At 60.0% G+C, this 23250-nt stretch carries 22 protein-coding genes; 5 read left to right on the top strand and 17 right to left on the bottom strand.

Features of this window, described 5'->3' with window-relative positions; translation table 11 throughout:
• Positions 1-122 precede the first annotated feature (122 nt).
• On the bottom strand, positions 123-1718 hold the full coding sequence (gene serA, locus ACIQJ2_RS08580; protein WP_400677231.1) for a phosphoglycerate dehydrogenase: 1596 nt from the start codon (positions 1716-1718) through the stop codon (positions 123-125).
• 142 nt (positions 1719-1860) lie between these two features.
• The gene (locus ACIQJ2_RS08575) at positions 1861-3039 is read right to left on the bottom strand and encodes a phosphoserine transaminase (protein ID WP_199148110.1); all 1179 of its coding nucleotides are present in this window, start codon (positions 3037-3039) and stop codon (positions 1861-1863) included.
• Positions 3040-3303: 264 nt separating this feature from the next.
• Here ACIQJ2_RS08575 and ACIQJ2_RS08570 point away from each other — a divergent pair, with 264 nt between their 5' ends.
• Positions 3304-4089 carry a glycosyltransferase family 25 protein gene (locus tag ACIQJ2_RS08570; RefSeq protein WP_400677229.1) on the top strand — a complete coding sequence of 262 codons (786 nt, stop codon included), beginning with the start codon at positions 3304-3306 and terminating at the stop codon, positions 4087-4089.
• Positions 4090-4098: 9 nt separating this feature from the next.
• On the opposite strand, the gene ACIQJ2_RS08565 is transcribed toward ACIQJ2_RS08570, so the two are convergent.
• Together ACIQJ2_RS08565 and ACIQJ2_RS08560 are read right to left on the bottom strand one after the other, a co-directional pair.
• Positions 4099-4932 (bottom strand): outer membrane protein, encoded by an 834-nt coding sequence (locus ACIQJ2_RS08565; protein WP_400677227.1) that lies wholly within the window; start codon positions 4930-4932, stop codon positions 4099-4101.
• 241 nt (positions 4933-5173) lie between these two features.
• Complete coding sequence (locus ACIQJ2_RS08560; RefSeq protein WP_199148107.1) at positions 5174-6022, bottom strand: outer membrane protein; 849 nt, start codon at positions 6020-6022, stop codon at positions 5174-5176.
• A gap of 320 nt (positions 6023-6342) precedes the next feature.
• On the opposite strand from ACIQJ2_RS08560, the gene ACIQJ2_RS08555 reads away from it, so the two are divergent.
• Positions 6343-6897: an SH3 domain-containing protein gene (locus tag ACIQJ2_RS08555; RefSeq protein WP_400677225.1), complete on the top strand. Its 555-nt coding sequence runs from the start codon at positions 6343-6345 to the stop codon at positions 6895-6897.
• A gap of 97 nt (positions 6898-6994) precedes the next feature.
• Here ACIQJ2_RS08555 and glmM read toward each other — a convergent pair whose 3' ends face one another.
• From glmM to ybgC, 11 genes are all read right to left on the bottom strand, one after another.
• On the bottom strand, positions 6995-8347 hold the full coding sequence (gene glmM / locus ACIQJ2_RS08550; protein WP_199148106.1) for a phosphoglucosamine mutase: 1353 nt from the start codon (positions 8345-8347) through the stop codon (positions 6995-6997).
• Between the two features lie 345 nt (positions 8348-8692).
• On the bottom strand, positions 8693-10636 hold the full coding sequence (gene ftsH / locus ACIQJ2_RS08545; RefSeq protein WP_199087717.1) for an ATP-dependent zinc metalloprotease FtsH: 1944 nt from the start codon (positions 10634-10636) through the stop codon (positions 8693-8695).
• 116 nt (positions 10637-10752) lie between these two features.
• Complete coding sequence (gene tilS, locus ACIQJ2_RS08540; RefSeq protein ID WP_400677221.1) at positions 10753-12084, bottom strand: tRNA lysidine(34) synthetase TilS; 1332 nt, start codon at positions 12082-12084, stop codon at positions 10753-10755.
• Positions 12085-12089: 5 nt separating this feature from the next.
• Positions 12090-13103, bottom strand: coding sequence for a tol-pal system protein YbgF (ybgF, locus tag ACIQJ2_RS08535; protein ID WP_400677218.1), 1014 nt, complete (start codon positions 13101-13103; stop codon positions 12090-12092).
• Between the two features lie 159 nt (positions 13104-13262).
• Positions 13263-13799 (bottom strand): peptidoglycan-associated lipoprotein Pal, encoded by a 537-nt coding sequence (pal, locus tag ACIQJ2_RS08530; protein ID WP_400677215.1) that lies wholly within the window; start codon positions 13797-13799, stop codon positions 13263-13265.
• Positions 13800-13950: 151 nt separating this feature from the next.
• The gene (gene tolB, locus ACIQJ2_RS08525; protein ID WP_400677212.1) at positions 13951-15255 is read right to left on the bottom strand and encodes a Tol-Pal system beta propeller repeat protein TolB; all 1305 of its coding nucleotides are present in this window, start codon (positions 15253-15255) and stop codon (positions 13951-13953) included.
• A 28-nt stretch (positions 15256-15283) separates the two neighbouring features.
• The gene (locus ACIQJ2_RS08520; RefSeq protein WP_400677209.1) at positions 15284-15700 is read right to left on the bottom strand and encodes a hypothetical protein; all 417 of its coding nucleotides are present in this window, start codon (positions 15698-15700) and stop codon (positions 15284-15286) included.
• Complete coding sequence (locus tag ACIQJ2_RS08515; RefSeq protein WP_400677206.1) at positions 15700-16956, bottom strand: hypothetical protein; 1257 nt, start codon at positions 16954-16956, stop codon at positions 15700-15702. The genes ACIQJ2_RS08520 and ACIQJ2_RS08515 overlap by 1 nt, the downstream gene beginning before the upstream one ends.
• Before the next feature lie 9 nt (positions 16957-16965).
• The gene (gene tolR, locus ACIQJ2_RS08510) at positions 16966-17427 is read right to left on the bottom strand and encodes a protein TolR (protein WP_400677203.1); all 462 of its coding nucleotides are present in this window, start codon (positions 17425-17427) and stop codon (positions 16966-16968) included.
• 26 nt (positions 17428-17453) lie between these two features.
• On the bottom strand, positions 17454-18176 hold the full coding sequence (gene tolQ, locus ACIQJ2_RS08505) for a protein TolQ (protein ID WP_199148321.1): 723 nt from the start codon (positions 18174-18176) through the stop codon (positions 17454-17456).
• 413 nt (positions 18177-18589) lie between these two features.
• Complete coding sequence (gene ybgC, locus ACIQJ2_RS08500) at positions 18590-19045, bottom strand: tol-pal system-associated acyl-CoA thioesterase (RefSeq protein ID WP_199087732.1); 456 nt, start codon at positions 19043-19045, stop codon at positions 18590-18592.
• A 136-nt stretch (positions 19046-19181) separates the two neighbouring features.
• Between ybgC and ACIQJ2_RS08495 the strand changes: the two genes are divergently transcribed.
• The 3 genes from ACIQJ2_RS08495 to ACIQJ2_RS08485 are packed head-to-tail and all read left to right on the top strand — an operon-like array spanning position 19182 to position 22191.
• Positions 19182-20402: an NAD-dependent epimerase/dehydratase family protein gene (locus ACIQJ2_RS08495; RefSeq protein WP_400677199.1), complete on the top strand. Its 1221-nt coding sequence runs from the start codon at positions 19182-19184 to the stop codon at positions 20400-20402.
• Positions 20399-21265, top strand: coding sequence for a glycosyltransferase (locus ACIQJ2_RS08490; RefSeq protein WP_400677196.1), 867 nt, complete (start codon positions 20399-20401; stop codon positions 21263-21265). Before ACIQJ2_RS08495 ends, ACIQJ2_RS08490 begins: the two co-directional genes overlap by 4 nt.
• The gene (locus ACIQJ2_RS08485) at positions 21262-22191 is read left to right on the top strand and encodes an NAD-dependent epimerase/dehydratase family protein (protein ID WP_400677193.1); all 930 of its coding nucleotides are present in this window, start codon (positions 21262-21264) and stop codon (positions 22189-22191) included. The genes ACIQJ2_RS08490 and ACIQJ2_RS08485 overlap by 4 nt, the downstream gene beginning before the upstream one ends.
• Here ACIQJ2_RS08485 and ACIQJ2_RS08480 read toward each other — a convergent pair.
• Positions 22160-22723, bottom strand: a complete 564-nt coding sequence (locus tag ACIQJ2_RS08480; RefSeq protein ID WP_400677190.1) for a DinB family protein — start codon at positions 22721-22723, stop codon at positions 22160-22162. The two genes, ACIQJ2_RS08485 and ACIQJ2_RS08480, sit on opposite strands and share 32 nt — an antisense overlap.
• Before the next feature lie 12 nt (positions 22724-22735).
• Positions 22736-23245, bottom strand: coding sequence for an NUDIX hydrolase (locus ACIQJ2_RS08475; RefSeq protein WP_400677188.1), 510 nt, complete (start codon positions 23243-23245; stop codon positions 22736-22738).
• Positions 23246-23250: the final 5 nt, after the last annotated feature.

Below are 23250 nucleotides of genomic sequence, written 5' to 3'. Positions count from 1 at the left end.
ATCTTATCCACAACCCTTGCAACAACAAAAGAAGCCCGGCGCAACTTACGTCGCGCCGGGTTTCGGAGTTGGCTCTTGGGAGGAGCAAACCGGATGGTTCGACCGCCCCTCGGAAGGGTGGTTCAGTCGACGTTGAACACCAGCGGCTTCGCCTGACGGATTGCGTGATGTGCCGTCAGCTTGGCAAGCACCTCATCGCTGAGCGCGCCGTCGACGTAGAGCAGCGCGATGGCATCGCCGCCCTGCTTGTCGCGGCCGAGCTGGAAGTTGGCGATGTTGACGCCGGCGGAGCCAAGCGTCGTGCCGATGAAGCCGATCATGCCGGGGACGTCGGTATTGGCGATATAGACCATGTGGTTGCCGACGTCGGCATCGAGGTTGATGCCCTTGATCTGGATAAAGCGCGGCTTGCCGTCCGAGAAGACGGTGCCGGCAACCGAGCGGGTCATGCTGTCGGTAGTGACCGTCAGCTTGATGTAGCCATCATAAACGCCCGTCTTGTCGCGCTTGACTTCGGCAAGGACGATACCCTTTTCCTTGATCATGATCGGCGCCGAAACCATGTTGACGTCGGCAACCTGATTGCGGATCAGACCGGCGAGCAAGGCGCTCGTCAGAGCCTTCGTGTTCATGCCGGCGGTTACGCCGTCGTAGAGGATCTCGATTTCCTTGATCGGGTCATCGGTGACCTGGCCGACGAAGGCGCCGAGAACATCGGCAAGCTTGATGAAAGGCTTCAGGATCGGCGCTTCTTCAGCTGTGATCGAGGGCATGTTGATGGCGTTCGAGACGGCGCCTTTGACGAGATAGTCAGCCATCTGCTCGGCAACCTGGAGGGCGACGTTTTCCTGCGCTTCCGTCGTGGAGGCACCGAGATGCGGCGTGCAGACGACGTTGGGCAGGCCGAACAGCGGGCTTTCCTTGGCGGGCTCCACTTCGAAGACGTCGAACGCAGCGCCGGCAACATGACCGGACTTGATGGCGGCGGCGAGAGCTGCCTCATCGACCAACCCGCCACGGGCGCAGTTGATGATGCGAACGCCCTGCTTCATCTTCGCGATGGCAGTCGCGTCGATGATGTTGCGGGTCTTGTCTGTCAGCGGCACATGCAGCGTGATGAAGTCGGCGCGGGCGAAAAGCTCGTCGAGCTCTACCTTGGTCACGCCCATTTCCTCGGCGCGCTCCTTCGACAGGAACGGGTCGAAAGCAACAACATGCATCTTCAGGCCGAGTGCGCGGGTGATGACGATCGAGCCGATATTGCCGGCGCCGATGATGCCGAGCGTCTTGCCGGTGATTTCAACACCCATGAACTTCGACTTTTCCCACTTGCCGGCCTGCGTCGAGGCATCGGCAGACGGGAGCTGACGGGCAACGGCGAACATCAAGGCGATAGCATGCTCGGCCGTGGTGATCGAGTTGCCGAACGGCGTGTTCATGACGATGATACCGCGGCGCGATGCAGCGGGGATATCGACATTGTCGACACCGATGCCGGCACGACCGACGACCTTGAGGTTCTTGGCGGCGCCGATGATCTTCTCCGTCACCTTGGTGGCGGAACGGATGGCGAGACCATCATAGTTGCCGATGATTTCGAACAGCCGATCCTTGTCCTTGCCAAGCTGCGGCTGAAAATCGACTTCAACGCCGCGATCGCGGAAGATCTGGACGGCGGTTTCCGACAGTTCGTCGGATACGAGTACGCGAGGTGCCATTGAGGCCTCCTGAAAAAGTCACCTAAGACGGGCAATTTCCGGGAAATGCGAAGCGGCTTTCCGTCAGGAATTGCATGAGAATAACGAGAAATTCGGAATGCTGGACTCCGCCTCAACGGCGGAGTCATTCACGCTTCAAACCTCAGGCGGCAGCCTGGGAGAGCGTCGCCTTCTGCGTTTCAAACGCCCAGGCAAGCCAGGGCATCAGCTTCTGCATGTCGGAGGCTTCGATGGTAGCGCCTGCCCAGATACGAAGGCCCGACGGTGCGTCGCGATAGTGGCCAACATCATAGGCGACGCCTTCCTTTTCGAGGAGCGCAACAAGGCCCTTGGCGAAGTTCGCCTGACCATCGGCATCGAGAGCGACGACATCCTTGTCGACGATCTTCAGGCACACCGAAGTGTTGGATTCCGTCTCGGCCTTGACGGCGAGATTGGCAATCCAGTCGTTGGCGGCAACGAAATCGTGGATGACCTTTGCATTGGCATTGGCGCGGCCGATCAGCCCCTTCAGGCCGCCGAGATCCTTCGCCCACAGCAGGGCATCGATATAGTCTTCGACACAGAGCATCGAAGGTGTGTTGATCGTCTCGCCCTGGAAGATGCCTTCGATGAGCTTGCCGCCGCTTGTCATACGGAAGATCTTCGGCAGCGGCCAGGCCGGCACGTAGGTTGTCAGGCGCTCGACGGCGCGCGGCGACAGGATGATGACGCCATGTGCGCCCTCGCCGCCCAGAACCTTCTGCCAGGAGAAGGTGACGACATCGAGCTTGGCAAAATCGAGGTTCTGAGCGAAAGCCGCCGAGGTGGCGTCGCAGATCGTCAGCCCCTTGCGGTCGGCCGGAATGAAATCGCCATTCGGGACGCGCACGCCGGATGTCGTGCCGTTCCAGGTGAAGACCACGTCGCGATCGAAATCGATCGTGGAAAGATCAGGAAGCTCGCCGTAACCGGCCTCGAGCTTGCGGACGTCCTTGAGCTTCAGCTGCTTGACGACGTCGGTAACCCAGCCGGCACCGAAGCTTTCCCAGGCGACCATATCGACGCCACGTTCGCCGAGCAGCGACCAGAGCGCCATTTCGACGGCGCCGGTGTCGGAAGCCGGAACGATGCCGATGCGGTAGTCCGCCGGCACTTCGAGAATTTCACGGGTGAGGTCAATGGCCTGCTTGAGCTTGGCTTTGCCGACCTTCGCGCGATGCGAACGGCCTAGAGCCGCGTCGGAAAGTGCATCGAGCGTCCAACCGGGGCGCTTCGAGCAGGGGCCAGAAGAGAAATGGGTATTGTCCGGACGGATGTCCGGCTTGGCGAGCTTAGTCATGATGCTATCCTCTCAGATAGAAAGCTCCTCGTTGGGGAGGAGTGTCCCGCCGCCGGGTATATTGGAAGCCGCCTGCCGGCGCAACAGGAAAGTGGAACTGCCACATCACTTCACAAATTCGTGCGAGAAATTTGATGGCGCAAGTTAGCCGTAATGGAGCTGATCTAAATCGGGCCTCACAAAAGCTGATTTCTACGGCGAAATGCAATCACATTAGGTCGAGCGCGAGTTGATTCGCGCCGCCGGAAATAACAAGTGTGCTCGATGTCACTCACTGCACTCGCCGAACGTCCTTTCGAATTCCCACAACCCATTCCCGTATATCTGATCAACATCGATCGAGCGGCAGACAGACTTGCAGAGATCGAGCGCCAGAGCGTTGAGCTCGGGTTACGCTTCGAACGGATCGACGGCGTCGACGGCGCTCTTGTTCCTCGCGAGCAATGGATAGATGTCGATCACGGGCGCTTTCAGCGCCGGCACGGCAGAACCATCCTGCCCGGCGAGTACGGCTGCTACCGGAGCCACCTGCTGGCATTGCGTCGGCTTTTGGCCAACGGCGACGACATGGCCATCATCATTGAAGACGATGTGGCCTTGGACAAAGATTTCCTGGACCGTGCGATATCCGCCAAGGAAGCGGCACCGACGGCTGATCTGATCAAGCTCGTCAATCACCGCTGGAGCGGCTTTCATGCCCGGGCGGAGAGCCCGAAGGGTGACATCGTCGGTCGCTGCCTCTTCGGCCCTCAGGGTTCGACGGCGTGCTATCTCATCACACGCAAGGGTGCGGAGAAGATCGTGAGATCGTTGTCGGTCATGTCGCTGCCCTGGGATGTCGCAATCGAGCGCGGATGGGACATGCAGATGTCCATCTTCACCACCCGCACCAACGTCCTCGGCTTCGGCCCGCTGCGGGGAAGCACGATGGTCGGCTGGCGCCGCGATTATCGGGCGGCCAAGTCATCCGCGTGGCGGCGGATACCCGCACACCTGTTCCGTACCTTGGATTTTTTCAGGCGCATCGCCTATGTCCTGGCGACACCTTGAGCGCTTGGCCTACCAGGTGGTGATCCGAAGGCCAACCCGAATTTCATGGCGCGACAGCGCGCCGTCGCGGCCCATAGCGCCACCGGCGCCTGCTGCTGAATCCGCCGCGGAGTAGCCGAACATATCGCCGCCGGCGATGTGCGAGAAGCGATAGCCGAGATCGACCTTGATGTTCGGCGTGACTTCGTAGGCGACACCGGCCATCAAGGCATAGGTCAGGCGCCAGTCGCTGTCGCCGGGATAGCGAGTGCTGACCGGGGCCGCACCACCACAGCTCGACGTACCGTCTACGCATGAGCCGATGGCGTTGACGCTGCCCCAGGAGACCCGCGTCGCCCCGAGGCCCGCGCCGAGATAGGGCGTGAAGCCGGCAACGGTTCCAAGATCGACATAGCCGTTGACCATCAGGCTTCCCGCCGTGAACGAGGATCGTGCCTTGGTGGAACAACCGGTGCCCACTGCTCCGCCGGAACAGGACATGGCGCTCGAAAGGCGACCGTTGAAGTCGCCGCTGAAAATATCGCCCGTCACGTCGGCGCGAAACAGATCGTTGAACTGGTAGCCGATACCGAGGCCACCGGAGAAATCGCCGCCGAAGCGGTTCGAATCGAAAGAGCCTGATTGATAATCACCACCGGCCGGATCGTAGGAACGAACCTTCATGTCGCCACGGCTGGCATTGACGGCATAACCGACATCGCCGCGCACGTACCAGCCCTTCGCTGCCTGAACGCTGACTTCGGGCATCTTGATCTCTGGCGGCGGCGCGTCGCCGGCAAGGGCTGCGCCGGCCGATGCACCGGCCATCGCTGCGGCCAGCGCCAAAGCGTCGAAACGGATCATTACCCCTCGCCTTCCATCCTCGTATGGATGCCTGCCTTTCAACCGGCTGGCTTTCCTGCCCTTGCAAGGACCCGAAGAGGGTCAATGACCGGGAACACGCCATTCTCATTTCATTAACCATAGGGAATTCATGGTTAATGAAGCTTTAAGGCCGGGGAAAATTGCTTAACGGGAAGACGAAAAACGCAAAAGCCGCCCGGGGGAAACCGGACGGCTTTTCAATAACTTGCGAGACGGAGGCTTACTTGTAAACCGGCTGGACCGGGATATCGGCCGGCGGCATGTAGCTCGCCGTCTGGCAGCCGCCGAAGGTGTAGCGGGCACCGAGGCGGGCTTCATGCAGGTTGATGCCCTTGTCGTAGCCGGGGCCACCGTTTTCGGCATAGCCGAACATGTCGCCGCCCTGGATATGGCGGTAACGGTAGCCGACATCGGCCTTGAGGTTACAGCTGAGGTCGATCGACGTACCGGCCATCAGCGCGTAGGTGAAGCGCCAGCTGCCGCGGCCGTTATGATTGACGGATCCGTCGCAAGAGTCCGGATTGGCATCCGAGCACGACGTATTGTTCAGCTTGTCCCATTTGACGTAGGTGCCGCCGATACCGGCGCCGACATAGGGCGTGAACACGCTATACGTACCGAGATCGACATAGGCGTTGGCAAGCAAGCTGTAGGCCGTCAGAGACGAAAGATCGCGGGAAGTCGCAGGCACGGCGGTCCAATTCGGGCCGCAGGCGCCGCAATCGCCCTTCGTCGAGCCCTTGAAGTCCGACTTGAAGAGATAGTCGAGCGTCAGGTCGGTGCGCAGATAGTTGTTGATCTGATAACCGACACCGCCGCCCAGCGTCAGGTTGCCATCGAGCTTGGCGCTGTCGAAGTCCACCAGGCTGCCATTGGAACCCTGGAAGTAGTTCGAGCCGCGCAGTTTCGTAAAGGCGTAACCGACATCGCCGCGCAGATACCAACCGCTCGACTGGGCAACGACCACTTCCGGCGCCGGCTGCTGCGGCTCTGGTGTATAAAGATCAGCGGAAAAGGCTGACGTGCCGACAAGCAAGGTGGCAAGTGCGCCGATCACGGTTTTCATCATGGCTTTGGCTCCAAATTTCTTGCCATTGGCGCAGCAGATGCTTGCCAACCGAAAAGACATGATCGGGATAATGAAGAAAAGGAGTTAAAACCTGATTAACTACGAATGTTTACCCTGTTTTACTCACGAGTATACTCAAACAGACATATTAGATGACAATAAATCACCAATAAAGATAAAGAGATAGAGGTAAAATCCGCCTCTCTTGAACCGCTTGAAGCATAGAATCCGGCTGGCGGTATCTGCAGATTTTCTAAACCAATTGGCAAGAATCCGGCGGGTACAGTGTACCTGCCGGGAGTTCACCAACGAGGGAGTCATTGACTTACCAACGAAAAATATGCGCCGGCCTTTGCCTGACCTTGCTCTTCCTAAGCCCTATCGCCTTTGCCGGTGCAACGCCGGCAAGTTCTGCCGCCGCGACGGCGTGGAAGAAGGGGCGCCAAACAGGCTTGCCTATCCCCCGCTTTGCGTCCGTGAAAGCCCATAAAGCGCGCATGCGGGTCGGCCCGTCGACAAGCTATGCGACGAAATGGATCTACATGAAACCTGGCCTTCCAATGGAAATCATCAACGAATATGGCCATTGGCGGCAGGTTCGCGACGATACCGGCGTCACTGGCTGGATGCACAGTGCTCTTCTTTCCGGAACACGGATGGCTGTCGTCGCACCCTGGCTGACGAAGAACGCCATGCTGCGATCGGATCCGGAGTCAACCGGTGCGCTGATCGCCGAACTGCAGCCGCGCGTTCTGCTTTCGCTGCATTCCTGCGGCGGAAGCTGGTGCCACGTTTCCGTCAAGGGACATTCAGCGAGCGGCTATGTCAGGCAGAGCAAGCTCTGGGGCGCCTATCCCGGAGAGATGTTCCAGTAGGCAGCGGCATTCCATCATGGGAGCCGGAAAAACATATGGCCGCCTTCAGTAAAGGCGGCCATTGATATGATATTCGCGACTATAGTCGAACAATAACTCAGGCGGCGGTACGCACGCTTGAGATGACATCGATCAGGCCGCCGACAATGCGTTCGATCTGGCTGCGATCGTCACCCTCGGCCATGACACGGATCAACGGCTCGGTGCCGGATGGCCGGATCACCAGGCGGCCATTGCGGGCAAGCTCGCTTTCGGCATCGGCTATCGCCTTGCGCACCTGGCTATCTTCCAGCGGCCTGCCGCCGGAGATGCGAACGTTGCGCAGCAACTGCGGCACCGGCTCGAAACGCCGGCAGACCTCGCTGACCGGCTTGCCTGTGCGCTTCACGGCGGCCAAAATCTGCAGGGCGGCAACGAGGCCGTCACCGGTCGTGCCGTAATCCGACAGCACGATATGGCCGGATTGCTCGCCGCCGACATTGAAATTGTTCTGGCGCATATGTTCGACGACGTAGCGGTCACCGACCGCCGTACGGGCGAGAGACATGCCGCGCTCATCGAGGAAGCGTTCCAGGCCGAGATTGGACATGACCGTCGCTACGATGCCGTTGCCGCGCAGCAGCTGGCTCTCGGCCCAGCTTTCCGCGATGACGGCCATCAGCTGGTCACCGTCGATGATCGTGCCGGTTTCGTCGACGATGATGACGCGATCGGCATCGCCATCCAGCGCAATGCCGATATCGGCGCGAACTTCATCCACCTTCTTCTGCAGGGCCACGGGGCTGGTGGAGCCGCAATTCAAGTTGATGTTCGTGCCGTTCGGCTCATTGCCGATGGTCACGATATCGGCGCCCAGTTCCCAAAGTACTGCCGGAGCAACCTTGTAGGCGGCACCGTTGGCACAGTCGATGGCAATGCGCAGCCCCTGCAGCGTCACATCGCGCGGCAATGTGCGCTTGGCATGTTCGATATAGCGGTCATGCACGCCATCGACACGCTTGGCACGGCCGATATTTTCGGACTTGGCGAGATGCGCCGAGATATCCTTGTCGAGAAGGTCCTCGATCTGCATTTCGAGATCGTCGGACAGCTTGTAGCCATCAGGGCCGAAAAGCTTGATGCCGTTGTCTTCGTAAGGATTATGCGATGCCGAAATCATCACGCCGATGTCGGCGCGCAGCGAACGGGTCAGCATCGCCACGGCGGGTGTCGGAATAGGTCCGAGAACGAAGGCATCGACGCCAGCAGCCGTGAAGCCCGCAACAATCGCGTTTTCCAGCATATAGCCGGAAAGGCGCGTGTCCTTGCCGATAACCACTCGATGGCGATGACTACCTCGATGGAAGATCGTGCCAGCAGCGATACCCACGCGCATGGCAAGATCCGGCGTCATCGGATAGATATTCGATTGACCGCGAATCCCGTCGGTCCCGAAATAGCGACGTTTCATATGCACTCCTGTCGTTGCGGCATCCCTGCAAGATGCAGCGGCACCGAAATCGCTGCTCCGACTTCGGAGGCCTCGCGAGCATCGACGCTTGTGGCTCATGCCACAGATTGCGAAATTCAGCACTTAAATTACCGAGAACGCCTATTACAACGCGTTACCATTAATATGCACTAAAAAACGCAACGGGATGCGGCGGACAATATTCCGATTTCCCCAATCCGGCGGCGCGCAATACTTCTTCGTGAACAACATGTCTTGGCCAAGATCGATCTCTACGCCGCAAAGGAAAAGGCCAGCTAACCTATGCGGCAGCTGGCCTTTCTTGTTTTGGCTTTGCCCGCTTGCTCAGCGTGGCTGCGGCTCGAAACCACCTTCGGGTTCATCGCCCTTGGTCCCGAGCGGGCCGTCCTTCTTCGCGCCGGTCTTCGGCACTGCCGAACCACGGCTCGGCGGCGTGTCGTCACCAAGGTCGCGCGCCGGCTTTTCGCCGCGGATGAGCGCCTTGATTTCCTCGCCCGTCAGCGTCTCGTATTCGAGGAGGCCCTCGGCGATCGCAACGAAGCCGTCATGCTGCTCCGTGAGGATATCCTTGGCCTGCCTGTAAGCCTGATCGATCAGGCGACGCACTTCGTTGTCGATCGTCTGCGCGGTCGCTTCCGAAACATTCTTCGACTGCGAAACGGAATGGCCGAGGAACACTTCCTGCTGGTTCTCGCCATAGGCGACCAGACCGAGCTCATCGGAAAAGCCCCATTGCGTAACCATTGCCCGGGCAAGCTTGGTCGCCTGCTCGATGTCGGAGGATGCGCCGGAGGTGATGTTTTCCTTGCCGAAGGTCAGCTCTTCCGCCACGCGGCCGCCCATCATGATACACAGGCGCGAGACCATCCACTTGTAGCTCATCGAGTAGCGATCGCCCTCGGGGAGCTGCATGACCATGCCCAAGGCACGGCCGCGCGGAATGATGGTTGCCTTGTGCAGCGGATCGGCAACGGCGACGTAGAGTGCGGTAATGGCGTGACCGGCCTCGTGATAGGCCGTGAGCTTCTTTTCCGCCTCGGTCATGGCCGAAGAGCGGCGCTCGGCGCCCATCATGATCTTGTCCTTGGCGTCTTCGAATTCCTGCATCGTCACCAGACGCTTGTTGCGGCGGGCGGCCATGAGTGCGGCTTCGTTGACGAGGTTCATGAGGTCGGCACCGGAGAAGCCGGGCGTACCGCGGGCGAGCGTCTTCAGATCGACGTTCGGAGCGAGCGGAACGTTGCGGGCATGCACCTTGAGGATGCGCTCGCGACCGACGATATCCGGGTTGGGAACCACGACCTGACGGTCGAAACGGCCCGGACGCAAAAGCGCGGGGTCGAGAACGTCGGGACGATTGGTCGCAGCGATCAGGATGATGCCTTCATTGGCCTCAAAGCCGTCCATCTCGACCAGCAGCTGGTTGAGGGTCTGTTCGCGCTCGTCGTTACCGCCACCAAGACCGGCGCCACGGTGGCGGCCGACGGCGTCGATTTCGTCGATGAAGATGATGCAGGGCGCATTCTTCTTCGCCTGCTCGAACATGTCGCGGACGCGGCTCGCACCGACACCGACGAACATTTCGACGAAGTCGGAACCGGAAATGGTGAAGAACGGCACATTGGCTTCGCCGGCGATGGCGCGGGCCAGAAGCGTCTTACCCGTGCCGGGAGGGCCAACGAGCAGCACGCCGCGCGGGATACGACCGCCGAGGCGCTGGAACTTCTGCGGATCGCGCAGGAATTCGACGATTTCTTCCAAGTCCTGCTTGGCCTCGTCGACGCCGGCGACGTCCTCGAAGGTCACGCGACCGTGCGCTTCCGTCAGAAGCTTGGCCTTGGACTTGCCGAAGCCCATGGCTCCGCGCGAACCGCCCTGCATCTGCCGCATGAAGAACAGCCAGACGCCGAGGATCAGGAGCATCGGCAACAGCGTGCCTAGATAGCTCAGGAAGCTCGAAGAGCCGTCCGACTCGGGACGACCGACGATGTTGACGTTCTTGTTTTGCAGGCGTTCAAGCAGGCTGTCATCCACGACCGGAGCATAGGTCTGGAAGGGCGTTCCATTTTCCACATAGCTGCCGACGACGCGATTGCCGGTGACGGTAACGTCACGGACGCGACCGGAATCAACTTCCCGAAGGAACTGCGAATAAGGAATTTCCCTGGAGCCTGTTTGTGCCGGCGCGTTCTGAAACATACTGAACAGAGCAATCAACAGCAGAGCTATGATTGCCCACAGAGCGAAATTACGAAAATTAGGGTTCATCGAACTCCCCAGCACTGAAACTTCCGCCGCTTGAGCGACGGCATTACTTGATCCCTAACATAGGGTTGCGCCAAGCCGTTGCCAAGGCAAACAGCGTCGACACATGTTTTTTACGTCTATAGGACCGAAAGCGGCGGCCGCATATAGGCTTGACGGCCAAAAGCGACCGAAAGGCGATCTGCAAATATGAGGTCGAATCGTGTCAAAAAGCGGTCGAACGGCGCGAGATAAGGCGCAACCGTCACGTCAGGCGCTGTTCCGGCCTCGTCCGAGGTAATCCGAGGCATGGCCGCGCGCGCGCGTCGCACAGCGCCCCTCGGCAAACTCGGTGGAAAAATCGACGCGTCATCCGCACCGGCCGCTCTTACACAAATCGGCGCCGATCCTTGATTGACCACCTCCAGACGGCCGTCCCAGATACCTCTTGCGCGCGGCAAGAGCGCCAGCGGCTCGATGTTGCGGCTTTCCCGCATGAGATAAAGCGCCTCTCGGCGCAGATCGAAGACGACGCCGCCTGCCGTGCGCCGTCCCGGGATGCCGCCCTTCACGAAAGCGAGAATGCGGTCCATAGGATCGCGGCCGGGCCCATAGACTTCACCGCCGAAGACAGCGGCAAGGTAGGAAAGCGCATAAGCAACAATCGCCGCATCCTCCGACAAGGCTGATCGGCGGATCGCACAGAGCGCCGCGGCGTGAACGGTCACATACTCGTCCAGCCAAGCCGCCGCTCGTTCGGCCAATGCGACACGATTCGCACCATTGTTTGCTGCAATGGCATCAAGCGGTTGCGCGGCCAGACGCATACGTGTCCGCACGCGCTCGTAGCGGGTATCCTCGTTGCTGGGGTCTTCGAGCCAGGACAATCCATGTGTTTCGAGATAAGCGCGGATGTCCGCACGCGTACACGAAAGAAACGGCCTGACGATCCAGATGCGGCGATCGAACAGAATTGCGTCCGCAACGCCGGTGCCGGCCTCGTCCCTCGCCTTGCCGCCGCGCGCGCTCCGCATGGCAAGCGTCTCGCGCTGATCGTCGGCGGTATGCGCGGTAACGATCACATCGGCTGAGATCTCACCGGCAAGGTTGGCCATCAGTTCATAGCGCGCTTCACGGGCGGCGGCCATAATGCCGCTCGTCGGCTTGGCGCCATCCCAACGACGGGTGAAATGAGAGATGCCATATTGGGCGCAGAGTGCGGCAACCTCCAGCGCTTCATCTGCGGCACTGGCGCGCAAACCATGATCGATGGTTATGGCGGAGAGGGTGAAATCGGAATGGGGAGAGGAACTCAGCTGCTCGGCAAGGGCGATCAACAGCCCGGTGGAATCGCTGCCGCCGGAAATGGCGACCAGAATATGAGCGGGCTTTGCCAGCGAATGAAGAAACGCGGCGGCTGCGACTTCGGGCGCAAGAGCGGCGGCAGCACCGGTCACAGCGACCTCAGACATGGCACTCAGCAGGCAAGACGCTTCTGTTCGCTTGCGACCTTGCTGGTAACGGCCTTGGAAGCCTTCGGATAGCGCTTGCCGACCTCGCGAAGCGTGGCGCAGGCGGTATCCTTGTTGTCGAGCGCGGCAAGCGACATGCCGAGCTTCAGAAGCATTTCAGGAGCCTTTTCCGACGTGCTGTACTTCTGATGCGCATTCAGGAATGTCTTGGCGGCATCATTGTACTTGCCCTGAGAATAGAGCGCTTCGCCAAGCCAGAAATTCGCATCGGCAGACCGCGAGCTGCTGGGGTAGCTGTCGATATACTGGCGGAACTCCCGTTCGGCGACGCTATAGTCGCCGGACAGGACGTGGCCGTAGGCCGCCTTGTACTGATCGTTTTCGTTGCCGAGCGACGCCGTCTGCGCCCCCGAACCGGAACTGGGCGCAGCGCCGGAACCGTTATCGGTTCCGGTAGACGAGCTGCCCACTTCGCTGCCGCTCTGATCAAACTGGATAGAGCCGAGCTGCGATGGCGGCTTACCCGTGCTGGAGCCGCGCTGAGGGGTAACGCCTGTGTTTTGAGAACCGCTGATGACACCGGCGATGTCATCTTGCTTCCCGCTCGAGCCCTGAGCCGGCACATCGGCCTCGCTCTTCTTCATCGTGCCGCCGCCTGCCGGCGCGCTGCCACCACGCTTCTCAAGCTGCTGGAAGCGGAATTCGTTATCTTCCTGCGTCTTGCGGATCGTCTCCTGCATCTGCAGCAGCTGATAGCTCATTTCCTCGACGCGGCCGTTCAACTGGCGCATCTGGTCCTCCAGCTGCTGCAGGCGAACCTCGGCATCGCTGTTCTGAACCTTGATGACCGGCGCATTGCCGTATTGTGCTTGTCTCTGATACGCGTTGTTCGGTGCCGACTGCGCGGAAGCATCGCGGCTCCCGAGGTGGATTCCAAACAGCGACAAGGCAGAAGCATCGCGCTCACTACCGACAAAGGCAGCGAGACACAGCATGCTCGCCACGACAAGTTTTCTCATATGGATCGTCCTGTCTCATTGATTCTTCGGGCCAGGGGCTCGAACAGGAGATTTTTACAATTGCTCTCAAAAAGCAACGGAGTTCGGCCAAAGTGTGGTCAAAAAAACAAAGGCGGCCGCAAGGACCGCCTTATGCATTTCGACGGGTCGCTTGACCTATCAGGAGCCGGCGCCGTTGAGCACGGTAACGGAGCGACGGTTCTGCGACCAGCAGGAGATGTCGTCGCAGGTCGCGACCGGGCGTTCCTTGCCGTAGGAGATCGTCTTCATGCGCTTGGCCGGAACGCCGCGCGAAGCGAGGTAGTCCTTGGCGGCAGCCGCACGGCGAGCGCCGAGAGCAAGGTTGTATTCGCGCGTACCGCGTTCGTCGGCATGGCCTTCGACCGTGATTGCGTAGTTCGGATAGCGAGCGAGCCACTGAGCCTGACGGTCGAGCGTCTGGGCGGCATCGGCGCGGATCGAGGTGCTGTCCGTGTCGAAGAAGATGCGGTCGCCAACATTGACCGTAAAGTCCTGCGGCGAGCCCGGAGTAGCGGCGCCGGCACCACCGTTCAGGCCAAGACCGTTGGCATCATTCGGCAGACCCTTCTTGGAAGCGCAGCCAGCCAGAGAAAGGCCGACGAAAAGCGCGATCATGATCGGGTTGCGAGCGAGGTTTTGCATATGGCCAACGGCCGGGGTTGCGATGCGGCTCATTGCCGGTCTCTCCTTAGTCTCTATCAGGGTTGCCAGACTGTAACCGGGTTCGGTTAATCCGATTCCAACGAATATGGTTAATGATGTCCTAAAATTGTCCGGAAACGGTCCAGTCACAGGACTTTACGGCGATAAAGTGGCAGAGCCTCTATTACTCGAGCAGCGGCGACCAGGCCGGGTCGGAAGCGAAGCCCGGAGTCGGGATTTTCTGCTCGTTGTAGCCGGTCAGATCGATCGAGTAGAGCTGCGGGCCGCCGGAACCAGCAGGCTGGCGGTAGAACATGATGACGCGGCCGTTCGGAGCCCAGGTCGGGCCTTCGTTGTGGAAGCCGGTTGTCAGCAGGCGTTCGCCCGAACCGTCGGTCTTCATGACGCCGATGGAAAAGCTGCCGCCCGACTGTTTGGTGAAGGCGATGAGATCGCCGCGCGGCGACCAGACCGGCGTCGAATAGGAACCGTCGCCGAAGGAAACGCGGCGCTGGTTTGAGCCATCCGCACCCATCACGTAGATTTGCGGCTTGCCGCCGCGATCGCTCGTAAAGGCGATCTGGGTGCCGTCAGGCGAATAGGAAGGCGAGGTATCGATTGCAGCCGTCGAGGTCAGACGCGTGGTCGTGCGCGAGCGCAGGTCCATCGTGTAGATGTTGGCATTGCCTTCCTGCTGAAGGCTCATGATCACGCGCTGGCCATCCGGCGAAAACCGCGGCGAGAACGTCATGCCCGGGAAATTGCCGACCAGTTCGCGCTGGCCTGTCTGCAGCTGCAGCAGATAGACGCGCGGCTGCTGATTGGCGAAGGACATGTAGGTGACTTCCTGCCGGTTCGGCGAGAAGCGCGGCGTCAGAACGAGATCGCTGCCATCGGTCAGCATGCGCACATTGGCACCATCCTGATCCATGAGGCCGAGCTGCGTCTTGCGGGCCGTCTTCGGGCCGCTTTCCGCAACGAAGACGACGCGGGTATCGAAATAGCCCTTCTCGCCGGTGATCTTCTGATAGATCGCGTCGGCGATGATGTGGGCTACACGGCGCCAGTTGTCGGGCTGCGCGTAGAACTGCTGACCGATCATCTGGCTGTTGCCGAAGGTGTCCCACAGGCGGAATTCGGCGCGGAGACGGCCACCTTCCTGCGTCACGCGGCCGGTGACCAGCGCCTGCGCATTGATCGCCGTCCAGTCGGCAAAGCGCGGTGTCGAATCCGGATTGCTGATCTTCTCGATGAAGGCCTGCTTGTTGATCGGTGCGAAGAGGCCGGAGCGCTGCAGGTCGGCGGCGATCACGCCCGAGATCTGCGGGCCGAGACTGTCATTCGACAGAAGATCGGTGATCGCGATCGGCATGGGCTGGACATTGCCCTTGTTGATGTTGAGCTCGACCACGGCATAGGCCGGAGTGGCGAGTGCGGCCGTCAGGCCTGCCAGCACCAGCAGGAGACGAACGAGGGAGTTTCTGATCATATGTGCCAAGCCTTTCAGCATTAATTCGTCAGATAGCCGGACCGAAGTTGATGGTGACTTCTTTCCAGTCGTCATATTGATCCATTGGCAGGTTCTTGAACGGAGCAGAGCGGAGCACAGCTCGCACGGCGGCTGTCGTTATGGCTTGCTGCGTCGCTTTGGGGCCGCCAGTCACCATAACTTTTGGCTCACCGACAATCTCTCCGCTTCGGCTGAGCCTGAGATGCAGCCTGACACGGACCTCTTTAGCTCCCTCCATGCCCGGCATGACATTGAAGTTCTTCGCAAGATCCTCGCGCAAGCTGTTCAACGCAGAATCCTGATGCCGCCGCGCACCGCTTCCCGCCTCTGCCGACAGAGCGCCCGTCAGCACCAGCGCCAAAGCCAGGAGCAGACCCAAGCCTATGTGTGGACAGTGGTTCGTCAAAAGCTGCAGTTGCCGCATCACAGCCCCAAGTCCCTCGGATCGAAGTTGAGCACCAACTCGTTCCAGCCATCCGCGCCGTCATACTTATCCGGTGGCAACAATCCTCCGGCATTCACTTCCTTTTGCAGATCAGATCGGCTTTTCATCACCGCACGCTCAGCCGCCCCTCTCAGGGCATTCTGCGTCGTGGCCGGTCCACCGCTGACGGAAACTTCAGGTGCGCCGATAATCTGTCCTGATTTGTCGAGACGAACATGAACTTTGATCGTGACATCGCTCGCCCCTTCCATGCCCGGGATGACGTTCCAGTTCTTACCGATCAGGTCGCGCAAACCATCCTTCTGGCTCTGGCTAAGCTTACCGCCGCCGAGCGACTTCATCCCGCCGCGCGAGGCAACCTGAGTTTCTGCCCCGGCAGAAGCCTGCTTGGACGACCTTGCAGCACCGCCCTTCGACGATGTGTTGTTCAGCATGGCCGCAATGTCATTCTCGTTGAAATCGCTCTGGGTCGACTTGGATCCTTTGGCGGAGTCACGCTTCTTGTCCGCGTCCTTCTTGCCGTCGTCAGCTGATTTTTCCTTGCTGATACTCTGGGTCGCGGTCTTGTCCGTCGGCTTGGCGTCGGCCACTTTCACGTCCGGCTTCGGCGCCGGCTTGACTTCCGGCTTCTGCTCGACGGTCTTCGGCGGCGTCGGTTGCGGCTTTATGTCCGGTACGGGAACATTGTTCGGCAGCTGGATCTCGGCCTGCTGCGTCGGCTGTTCGGGCGGCGGTGTCGGCGTCGCATCCGCCTTCGGGGTCGGCGGCGTCGGATCGGTCTTCGGCGTGGGAGTAGGCGTCACATCCGGCTTTTGTTGCGGAACGGCGGCCACTTCCTTGGGCGCAGCCTCGGTTTCCTTCTGCTCAATCGTCTTGGCATCGTTCGGACGTGGATCGTCCTGTGGAACGGGCGTGTCCACCTTCTTGGGCGCCAATGCCGCGGTATCGCTTTCCGGCCGCTTGGTCGGCACGACCGGATTCTTGATGTCGACGTTGTTCTCGCCGACGTTCTGGGCGTTAGCGACCTGGTCCTGCCTCGTCGTCTGTTTGCGCGAGACGTGATCGGTCACCGGTGCCTTCTTCTCGCCCTGCTGGAGCTGTTCTGCCGGCACGATATCGACATCCATCGCCGTGCTTTCCGGCGTCGCCAACGGCGCCGGCGCACTCAGCGTCACCATGGCGCCGATCAGCACCAGGACGTGAAAAACCGCAGATGTGGCAAGACTGCGCTTCATGGCGATTCGTCAGTGATCCGTTGTCTGCTGCTGTGTAACCAGGCCGATATTCTTGTAACCGGCTTCCTGAATGCGCGACATGACATCGGCGATGACGCCGTAGGGCGCCTTGCCGTCGCCACGCACGAAAATGCGTTCGTTATAACCGGTGGTCGCGATCGCCTGCAGCTTGGCGGCGATTTCGGTCACGTTGATCTGTGTTTCCTGCAGAAAGACCTGACCATCGGCCTTGATCGAGATGGTGATCGGCTGGGTCTGGGCGTTCAGTGCGCCGGCCTGAGTTTGCGGCAGGTCGATCGGCACGCCCGACGTCATCATCGGCGCAGCCACCATGAAGATGATCAGCAGCACGAGCATGACGTCGACCAGCGGCGTCACGTTGATTTCGGAAATCGGGCCACCTCGGCCACCGCCGCGACGACCGCCCCGGCGGCCACCGCCGCCACCATTGCCTCCAACAGACATTCCCATGTGAATACTCCGGTTCTGTCCGCGACTTACTGCGCAGCCTGGCGAGGCTGCAGCTTCTCATCGATCTGGCGCGAAAGGATGGCGGAGAATTCGTCCGCAAAGCCTTCCATGCGTCCCGAAAGCTTGCCGGCATCGCCAGAGAACTTGTTGTAGGCGATAACGGCGGGAATAGCCGCGACCAGACCGATGGCAGTCGCCAGCAGCGCTTCGGCGATACCCGGTGCAACGACCGCGAGGTTTGTCGACTTCGAACCGGCGATGGCCTGGAACGAGGTCATGATACCGACGACCGTACCGAACAGACCGATAAATGGGCCGGCGGAGCCGATGGTCGCAAGCGATCCGAGACGGGCGGTCAGATGCTCCGACTCCCGCGCCAGCGTCACGTCCATGGCGCGGTCGATACGCATCTGCAGACCGATCGGCGAACGCGCACCGCGCTCGAACGACTTCTTCCATTCGCGCATGGCCGAGACGAAAATGGCGCTCAAGCCCGTATTGTTGCGCTCCGAAAGGGTGCGATAGAGTTCTTCGAGCGACTGGCCAGACCAGAAGACCTGCTCGAACTGATCGAATTGCCGGCGCGCTCGCGCATAGCTCAGATACTTGTCGATGACGATCGCCCAAGTCCAAACGGACGCGGCCAGAAGGCCGATCATGACGAGCTTGACCACCAGGCCCGCCTGCATGAAAAGCGACCAGAGAGTGATGTCCGGTGTGGTGGCCGCTGCCAATGCTACTTGTTCCATTGATCCAAAATCCCCGAATCCAAACGCCCGGTGCTAGACCGGGCGGCTAAAAGTGATCTCACAAGAAATGTTTGGCAGCCGCCGCTGAACGCCCTGGTCAAGCCTTCCAAGCTTACAATTGCCTTCTTGCCGTCAAATTTGGTCAAAGGAAGGCGTGCACCGCACAAACTCCGACTAAAGCAGTAAGACACTATTATGGTTAAAAGAATGTTAGCGTCGAACCATGAAGGATTTAGCGGCGGCGAAGGCTATTCTAGCTCCCGGGAAGAACTGACCGGATGAAACCGGCGACACACGCAGACATGACTTGCGCGGAAATTCCTTCACATAAAACTCAAGTTTTGGCAAGCATCCTCAGGAAATTGACCCTATCTTTGCGCAGCACCGCTGAGCGGCGCCCGACAAATACCCTGCTAGCCAGCGGATTCCGAGGCCGTGAGCATCTGCGCCGCGAGCTTTTCCGGCAGCCGGCGCGGCCGTCCTTTGGCATTGATGACGGCGATGATGACCTTGGCGGCAATCAGTAAAGTATCGTCGCGACGTATTTCCTGGGAAAGCACCATCTTGGCGCCGCCCGCTTTCTCGGTGACGGTCCGGATCGTCAGCACGTCATCCATGCGCGCCGGTCCCTTGAAGTCGATCTCCATGCGATGAACGACGAAAACCAGGCCTTCTTCGTCCGCATTCAGGAGTTCGCGCTGTTCCACGCCGAGACAACGCAGATAGTCCGTGCGGCCGCGCTCGAGGAAATGGAGATAGCGCGCGTGATAGACGAGCCCGGAAAAATCCGTATCCTCATAGTAGACTCGTTGCACCAGCCGGTGGCTTCCGGCTTCCAGTTCCCCAGCTATCAGAAAGGGGCTGTTCATCGTTGCCGCATCTCCTTGAATGTCCGGCACCTCTTTGGCCGAAGTTCTGCCATCAAGCAAGCTTTGAACAATTGTCATAGACTCCGACTATCCGGGATGGTGCCGGAGAGCGGATCGGCGCAGAAGGAAAAGCCTCATGAAAATAGCGGTAATGGGTGGTGACGGATTCATCGGTTGGCCAACATCGCTCCATCTTTCCGACGCCGGTCATGAGGTCCACATCCTCGACAATCTCTCCCGCCGATGGATCGATACGGAACTGGGCGTGCAGTCGCTGACGCCGATGGATTCGATCCAGGAACGTACCCGCATCTGGCACGCCGAAACCGGCCGCCGCATTCACTTCAATCTCATCGATCTCGCCAAGGATTACGAGCTTTTGAAGAAGTGGCTCGCCGAGCATCGCCCCGATGCCATCGTGCATTTCGCTGAGCAACGCGCCGCCCCCTACTCGATGAAAAGCGATCGCCACAAGAATTACACCGTCAACAACAACGTCAACGCCACGCATAATCTGCTGAACGCGCTGGTTGAACTCAATCTCGACGCGCATCTCGTGCATCTGGGCACCATGGGCGTCTATGGCTATTCCACGATCGGCGCCGCCATCCCCGAAGGCTATCTGCCCGTTGGCATCGATACGGTCGACGGTCGTACGGTAAGCCAGGAAATCCTCTATCCCGCCAATCCCGGCTCCATCTACCACATGACGAAATGCCTCGATCAGCTGCTTTTCCAGTTCTATGCCAAGAACGACGGGCTCAGGATCACCGACCTGCATCAAGGCATCGTCTGGGGTACGCATACGGAGCAGACGCGCCGTCACGAACAATTGATCAATCGCTTCGACTATGACGGCGACTACGGCACCGTGCTCAACCGCTTCCTCATCCAGGCGGCAATTGGCTATCCTCTGACGGTGCACGGCACCGGCGGCCAGACCCGCGCCTTCATCCATATCCAGGATTCGGTGCGCTGCATCGAGCTTGCGTTGAAGAATCCGCCTGCACGCGGCGCCCGCGTCGAGATCTTCAACCAGATGACCGAAACGCACCGTGTGCGCGATCTCGCCGAGATGATCGCCAAGATGAGCGGCGCCGAAGTCGTCCGCCTGCCCAATCCGCGCAAGGAAGCGCCCGAGAACGAATTGATCGTCAAGAACGACAAGTTTCTTGGCCTCGGATTGGCGCCGATCACACTGGAAACCGGCCTGCTCAGCGAAATCGTCGATGTCGCCAAGAAGTATGCCTATCGCGTCGACCGCTCGCGCGTCCCCGCCGTCTCTGCCTGGACGAAGGACCTCGCCGCGACCGTCAACCATGATCCCGAAGGCAAGAGGTTGAAGTCCGTGTCATGATGCTGGGAAGCGAAATGCTGCAGGGGCTACGCGCACACACCCGTCCTCGCTCGGGTCAGGCATTCGTGACCCTTGTCACGAATGCCGATTATGCCATGGGCGCGCTGGCGCTGGCGCGCTCCATCGTTCGGACCGGCACCAAGGCCGACATCGTCGTGCTGCATACCGCCGGCGTCCGCGAAAGCGACCTCGCTCCGCTCGCCGCACTCGATTGCCGCCTTGTCGAAGTCGAACACCTGCCCCTCTCGGACGCCTTCAACGAGCGGCACGCGCGCGGCAACCTCCATGCCGCCGCTCCCTTCACCAAGGGCCGCAAGCCCTCCTTCCATACGCCCCTCGACAATTTCTGCAAGCTGCGGCTCTGGCAGCTGATCGAATACGATACCTGCGCCTTCATCGATGCGGATGCGCTCGTACTACGTAACGTCGACAGGCTCTTCGACTATCCCGAATTCTCGGCAGCGCCTAACGTCTATGAGAGCCTCTCCGATTTTCACCGACTGAACTCCGGTGTCTTCGTCGCCAAGCCATCTCTTGCAACATTTCAGGACATGCTGCACCAACTCGATCGCCCGGATGTCTTTTGGCGGCGGACGGACCAAACTTTTCTCGAGGCGTTTTTCCCGGATTGGCACGGCCTGCCTGTCTTCATGAACATGCTGCAATATGTCTGGTTCAGCATGCCCGAACTCTGGAACTGGAACAGCGTTTCGATCCTGCACTATCAGTACGAAAAGCCCTGGGAGGAAAACCACCCCAAGGCGGAGTTGCTCAGACCGCTGATCGATCTGTGGCATTCCTTCCACACGGGGCAAGGCGTGCCGGACATCGCGACGCTCGCCAATCCAAAAGAGGCGGCATGAAGGTTCTCATATCGGGAGGAACGGGTCTTGTCGGCCGATACATCGCCGAGGAGCTGCTGTCGGCCGGGTACAAGATCGCGATTGGCGGTCGCAACGCGCCGGAAGCAGGCTTCTTCTCACGGCCGGTTTCCTTCGTGCCGCTAAGCCTTGACCCCACCGAGGACCAAAGCCAAGCCTTCGACGATGCCTATGTCTTTGTGCACGCCGCCTTCAGTCACATTCCCGGCAAGTATCGCGGCGGTGAGGGAGAGGACCCCGATGGGTTTCGCCGGCTCAATCTCGGCGGCACGGTCAGGCTTTTCGAAACCGCCAGGAAAGCGGGTATCCGCCGCTGCATCTTCCTATCCTCGCGCGCCGTCTATGGCGATCGACCCACCGGTGAGACGTTGACCGAGGCGAGCAACGCGACGCCAAACACGCTCTACGGCGAGGTCAAACGCGACGCCGAGCACGCCCTGTCCTCTCTTTCCGCACCCGGTTTCGCCACCGCGAGCCTGAGAGCGACCGGCGTCTATGGTGATCTGCGCCCGAACAAATGGGACCGGCTGTTCGACGATTATCTGCATGGCAGACCGGTTCCGTCTCGCACGGGAACGGAAGTTCATGGCCGAGACCTCGGCCGTGCCATTCGCCTATTGTTGGAAACGGAGGCCAGCCGGATCGATGGTCAAGCCTTCAATCTTTCGGATATTCTAACCGATACGCACGAAATCCTGGGTTATCTTCAAAGCGCGACAGGTTGTCCGCACGCACTGCCCGCAGCAGCGCGGCAACAAGCAGTGAACGCCATGGATACATCGAGGATCCGCGCGCTCGGATGGCAAGGCGGCGGCAAGGCTCTGCTCCGGCAAACGATAGAAAAGCTGGCCGGATCAAGGCCTCAGCAGCCCGATATCAGCGCATCAGCTTTGTCTCATCCCAACTAAGCGCGGCCAGTTCCTCCCGCCTGAACCGCGCGTCATCGGCAACGACGAATTCGTCGAGCTGAGGCGGCGCAACGCTCGTTCCGGCCAGCATGGCATGCACTTGGCCGCGATGATGTGTCTGGTGCTGAAACAGATGGGTGAGCACATCGTCCGCCCTCTCCTGCTGGACACGGCCCGTGCGCTCGATACTGACGATCTGCACCACCGTTTCCGATGTCAGTTCCTCACAGAAGGCGACCAGCCTGCGGTCAACCTCCATCTGCTGAGTCGTCAATTCATCGAAGCGGTCATACGGCTCCTCGATGTCGAAGGCCTTGAGGCCCAGCGTCCCGCCTTCCAAGGCATCAACGTAGAACCAATCGACCGTCAGTATGTGATTGAGTGTCGACTTGATCGACGGAAAGAAGCTGACACGCGTGGCCTCGAACTCGCCAGGCTGCAAGGTCGCACAGGCCTGATGCAGCCGGACATTTGCCAGCGCATTGTTATAGGCAAGCTTTCGAAAGCTCCGAATTGGATCGAAACCAGACATCGAATACCCCTCCTAGCCTTGATCGAGATCGCCATCGCGCCAGACGAGATGACGCGGCATCAAAGGCAGATCTTCGATCTCCTCGGCAATGAAATAGGGCGGGATATCGAGTGCAACCAGCGCCTCTCGCGTCGCCCGCACCCATTTGAATTCCAGATCGTTGTCGCCGTCCTGCACGCGATGCACGATCTCCTGCGGATCGAAGGGGAAGCTCGCAGGTATCTCCATCAGGTAGTAAAGGCCGAACTCGTGCCAGTCGCGTTCCTCGTAATGAAAGAAATTCTCGACCGACCAGAGAAGCCGCACAACCCTAACGTCCGCGCCAAGCTCCTCCTGCATTTCGCGCCGCAGCGTTTCCTCGGATGTCTCCCCGATCTCCGCACGGCCGCCAGGAAAGGTCCAGAAGCTCTCGTGCACGGCTCTGTGGACCAACACATGCCCATCGCGAAAGGCCAGACCCGCCACGCGCATCTGGAAGCGCGAGCGCCCCGCATTCAGTCTGATCAGCTTGCTTTTCGACATGATCC

Source organism: Rhizobium sp. NPDC092011, from assembly GCF_044756305.1.
Classification (GTDB): domain Bacteria; phylum Pseudomonadota; class Alphaproteobacteria; order Rhizobiales; family Rhizobiaceae; genus Rhizobium.
This window is presented reverse-complemented; position numbering and strand designations above follow the sequence as displayed.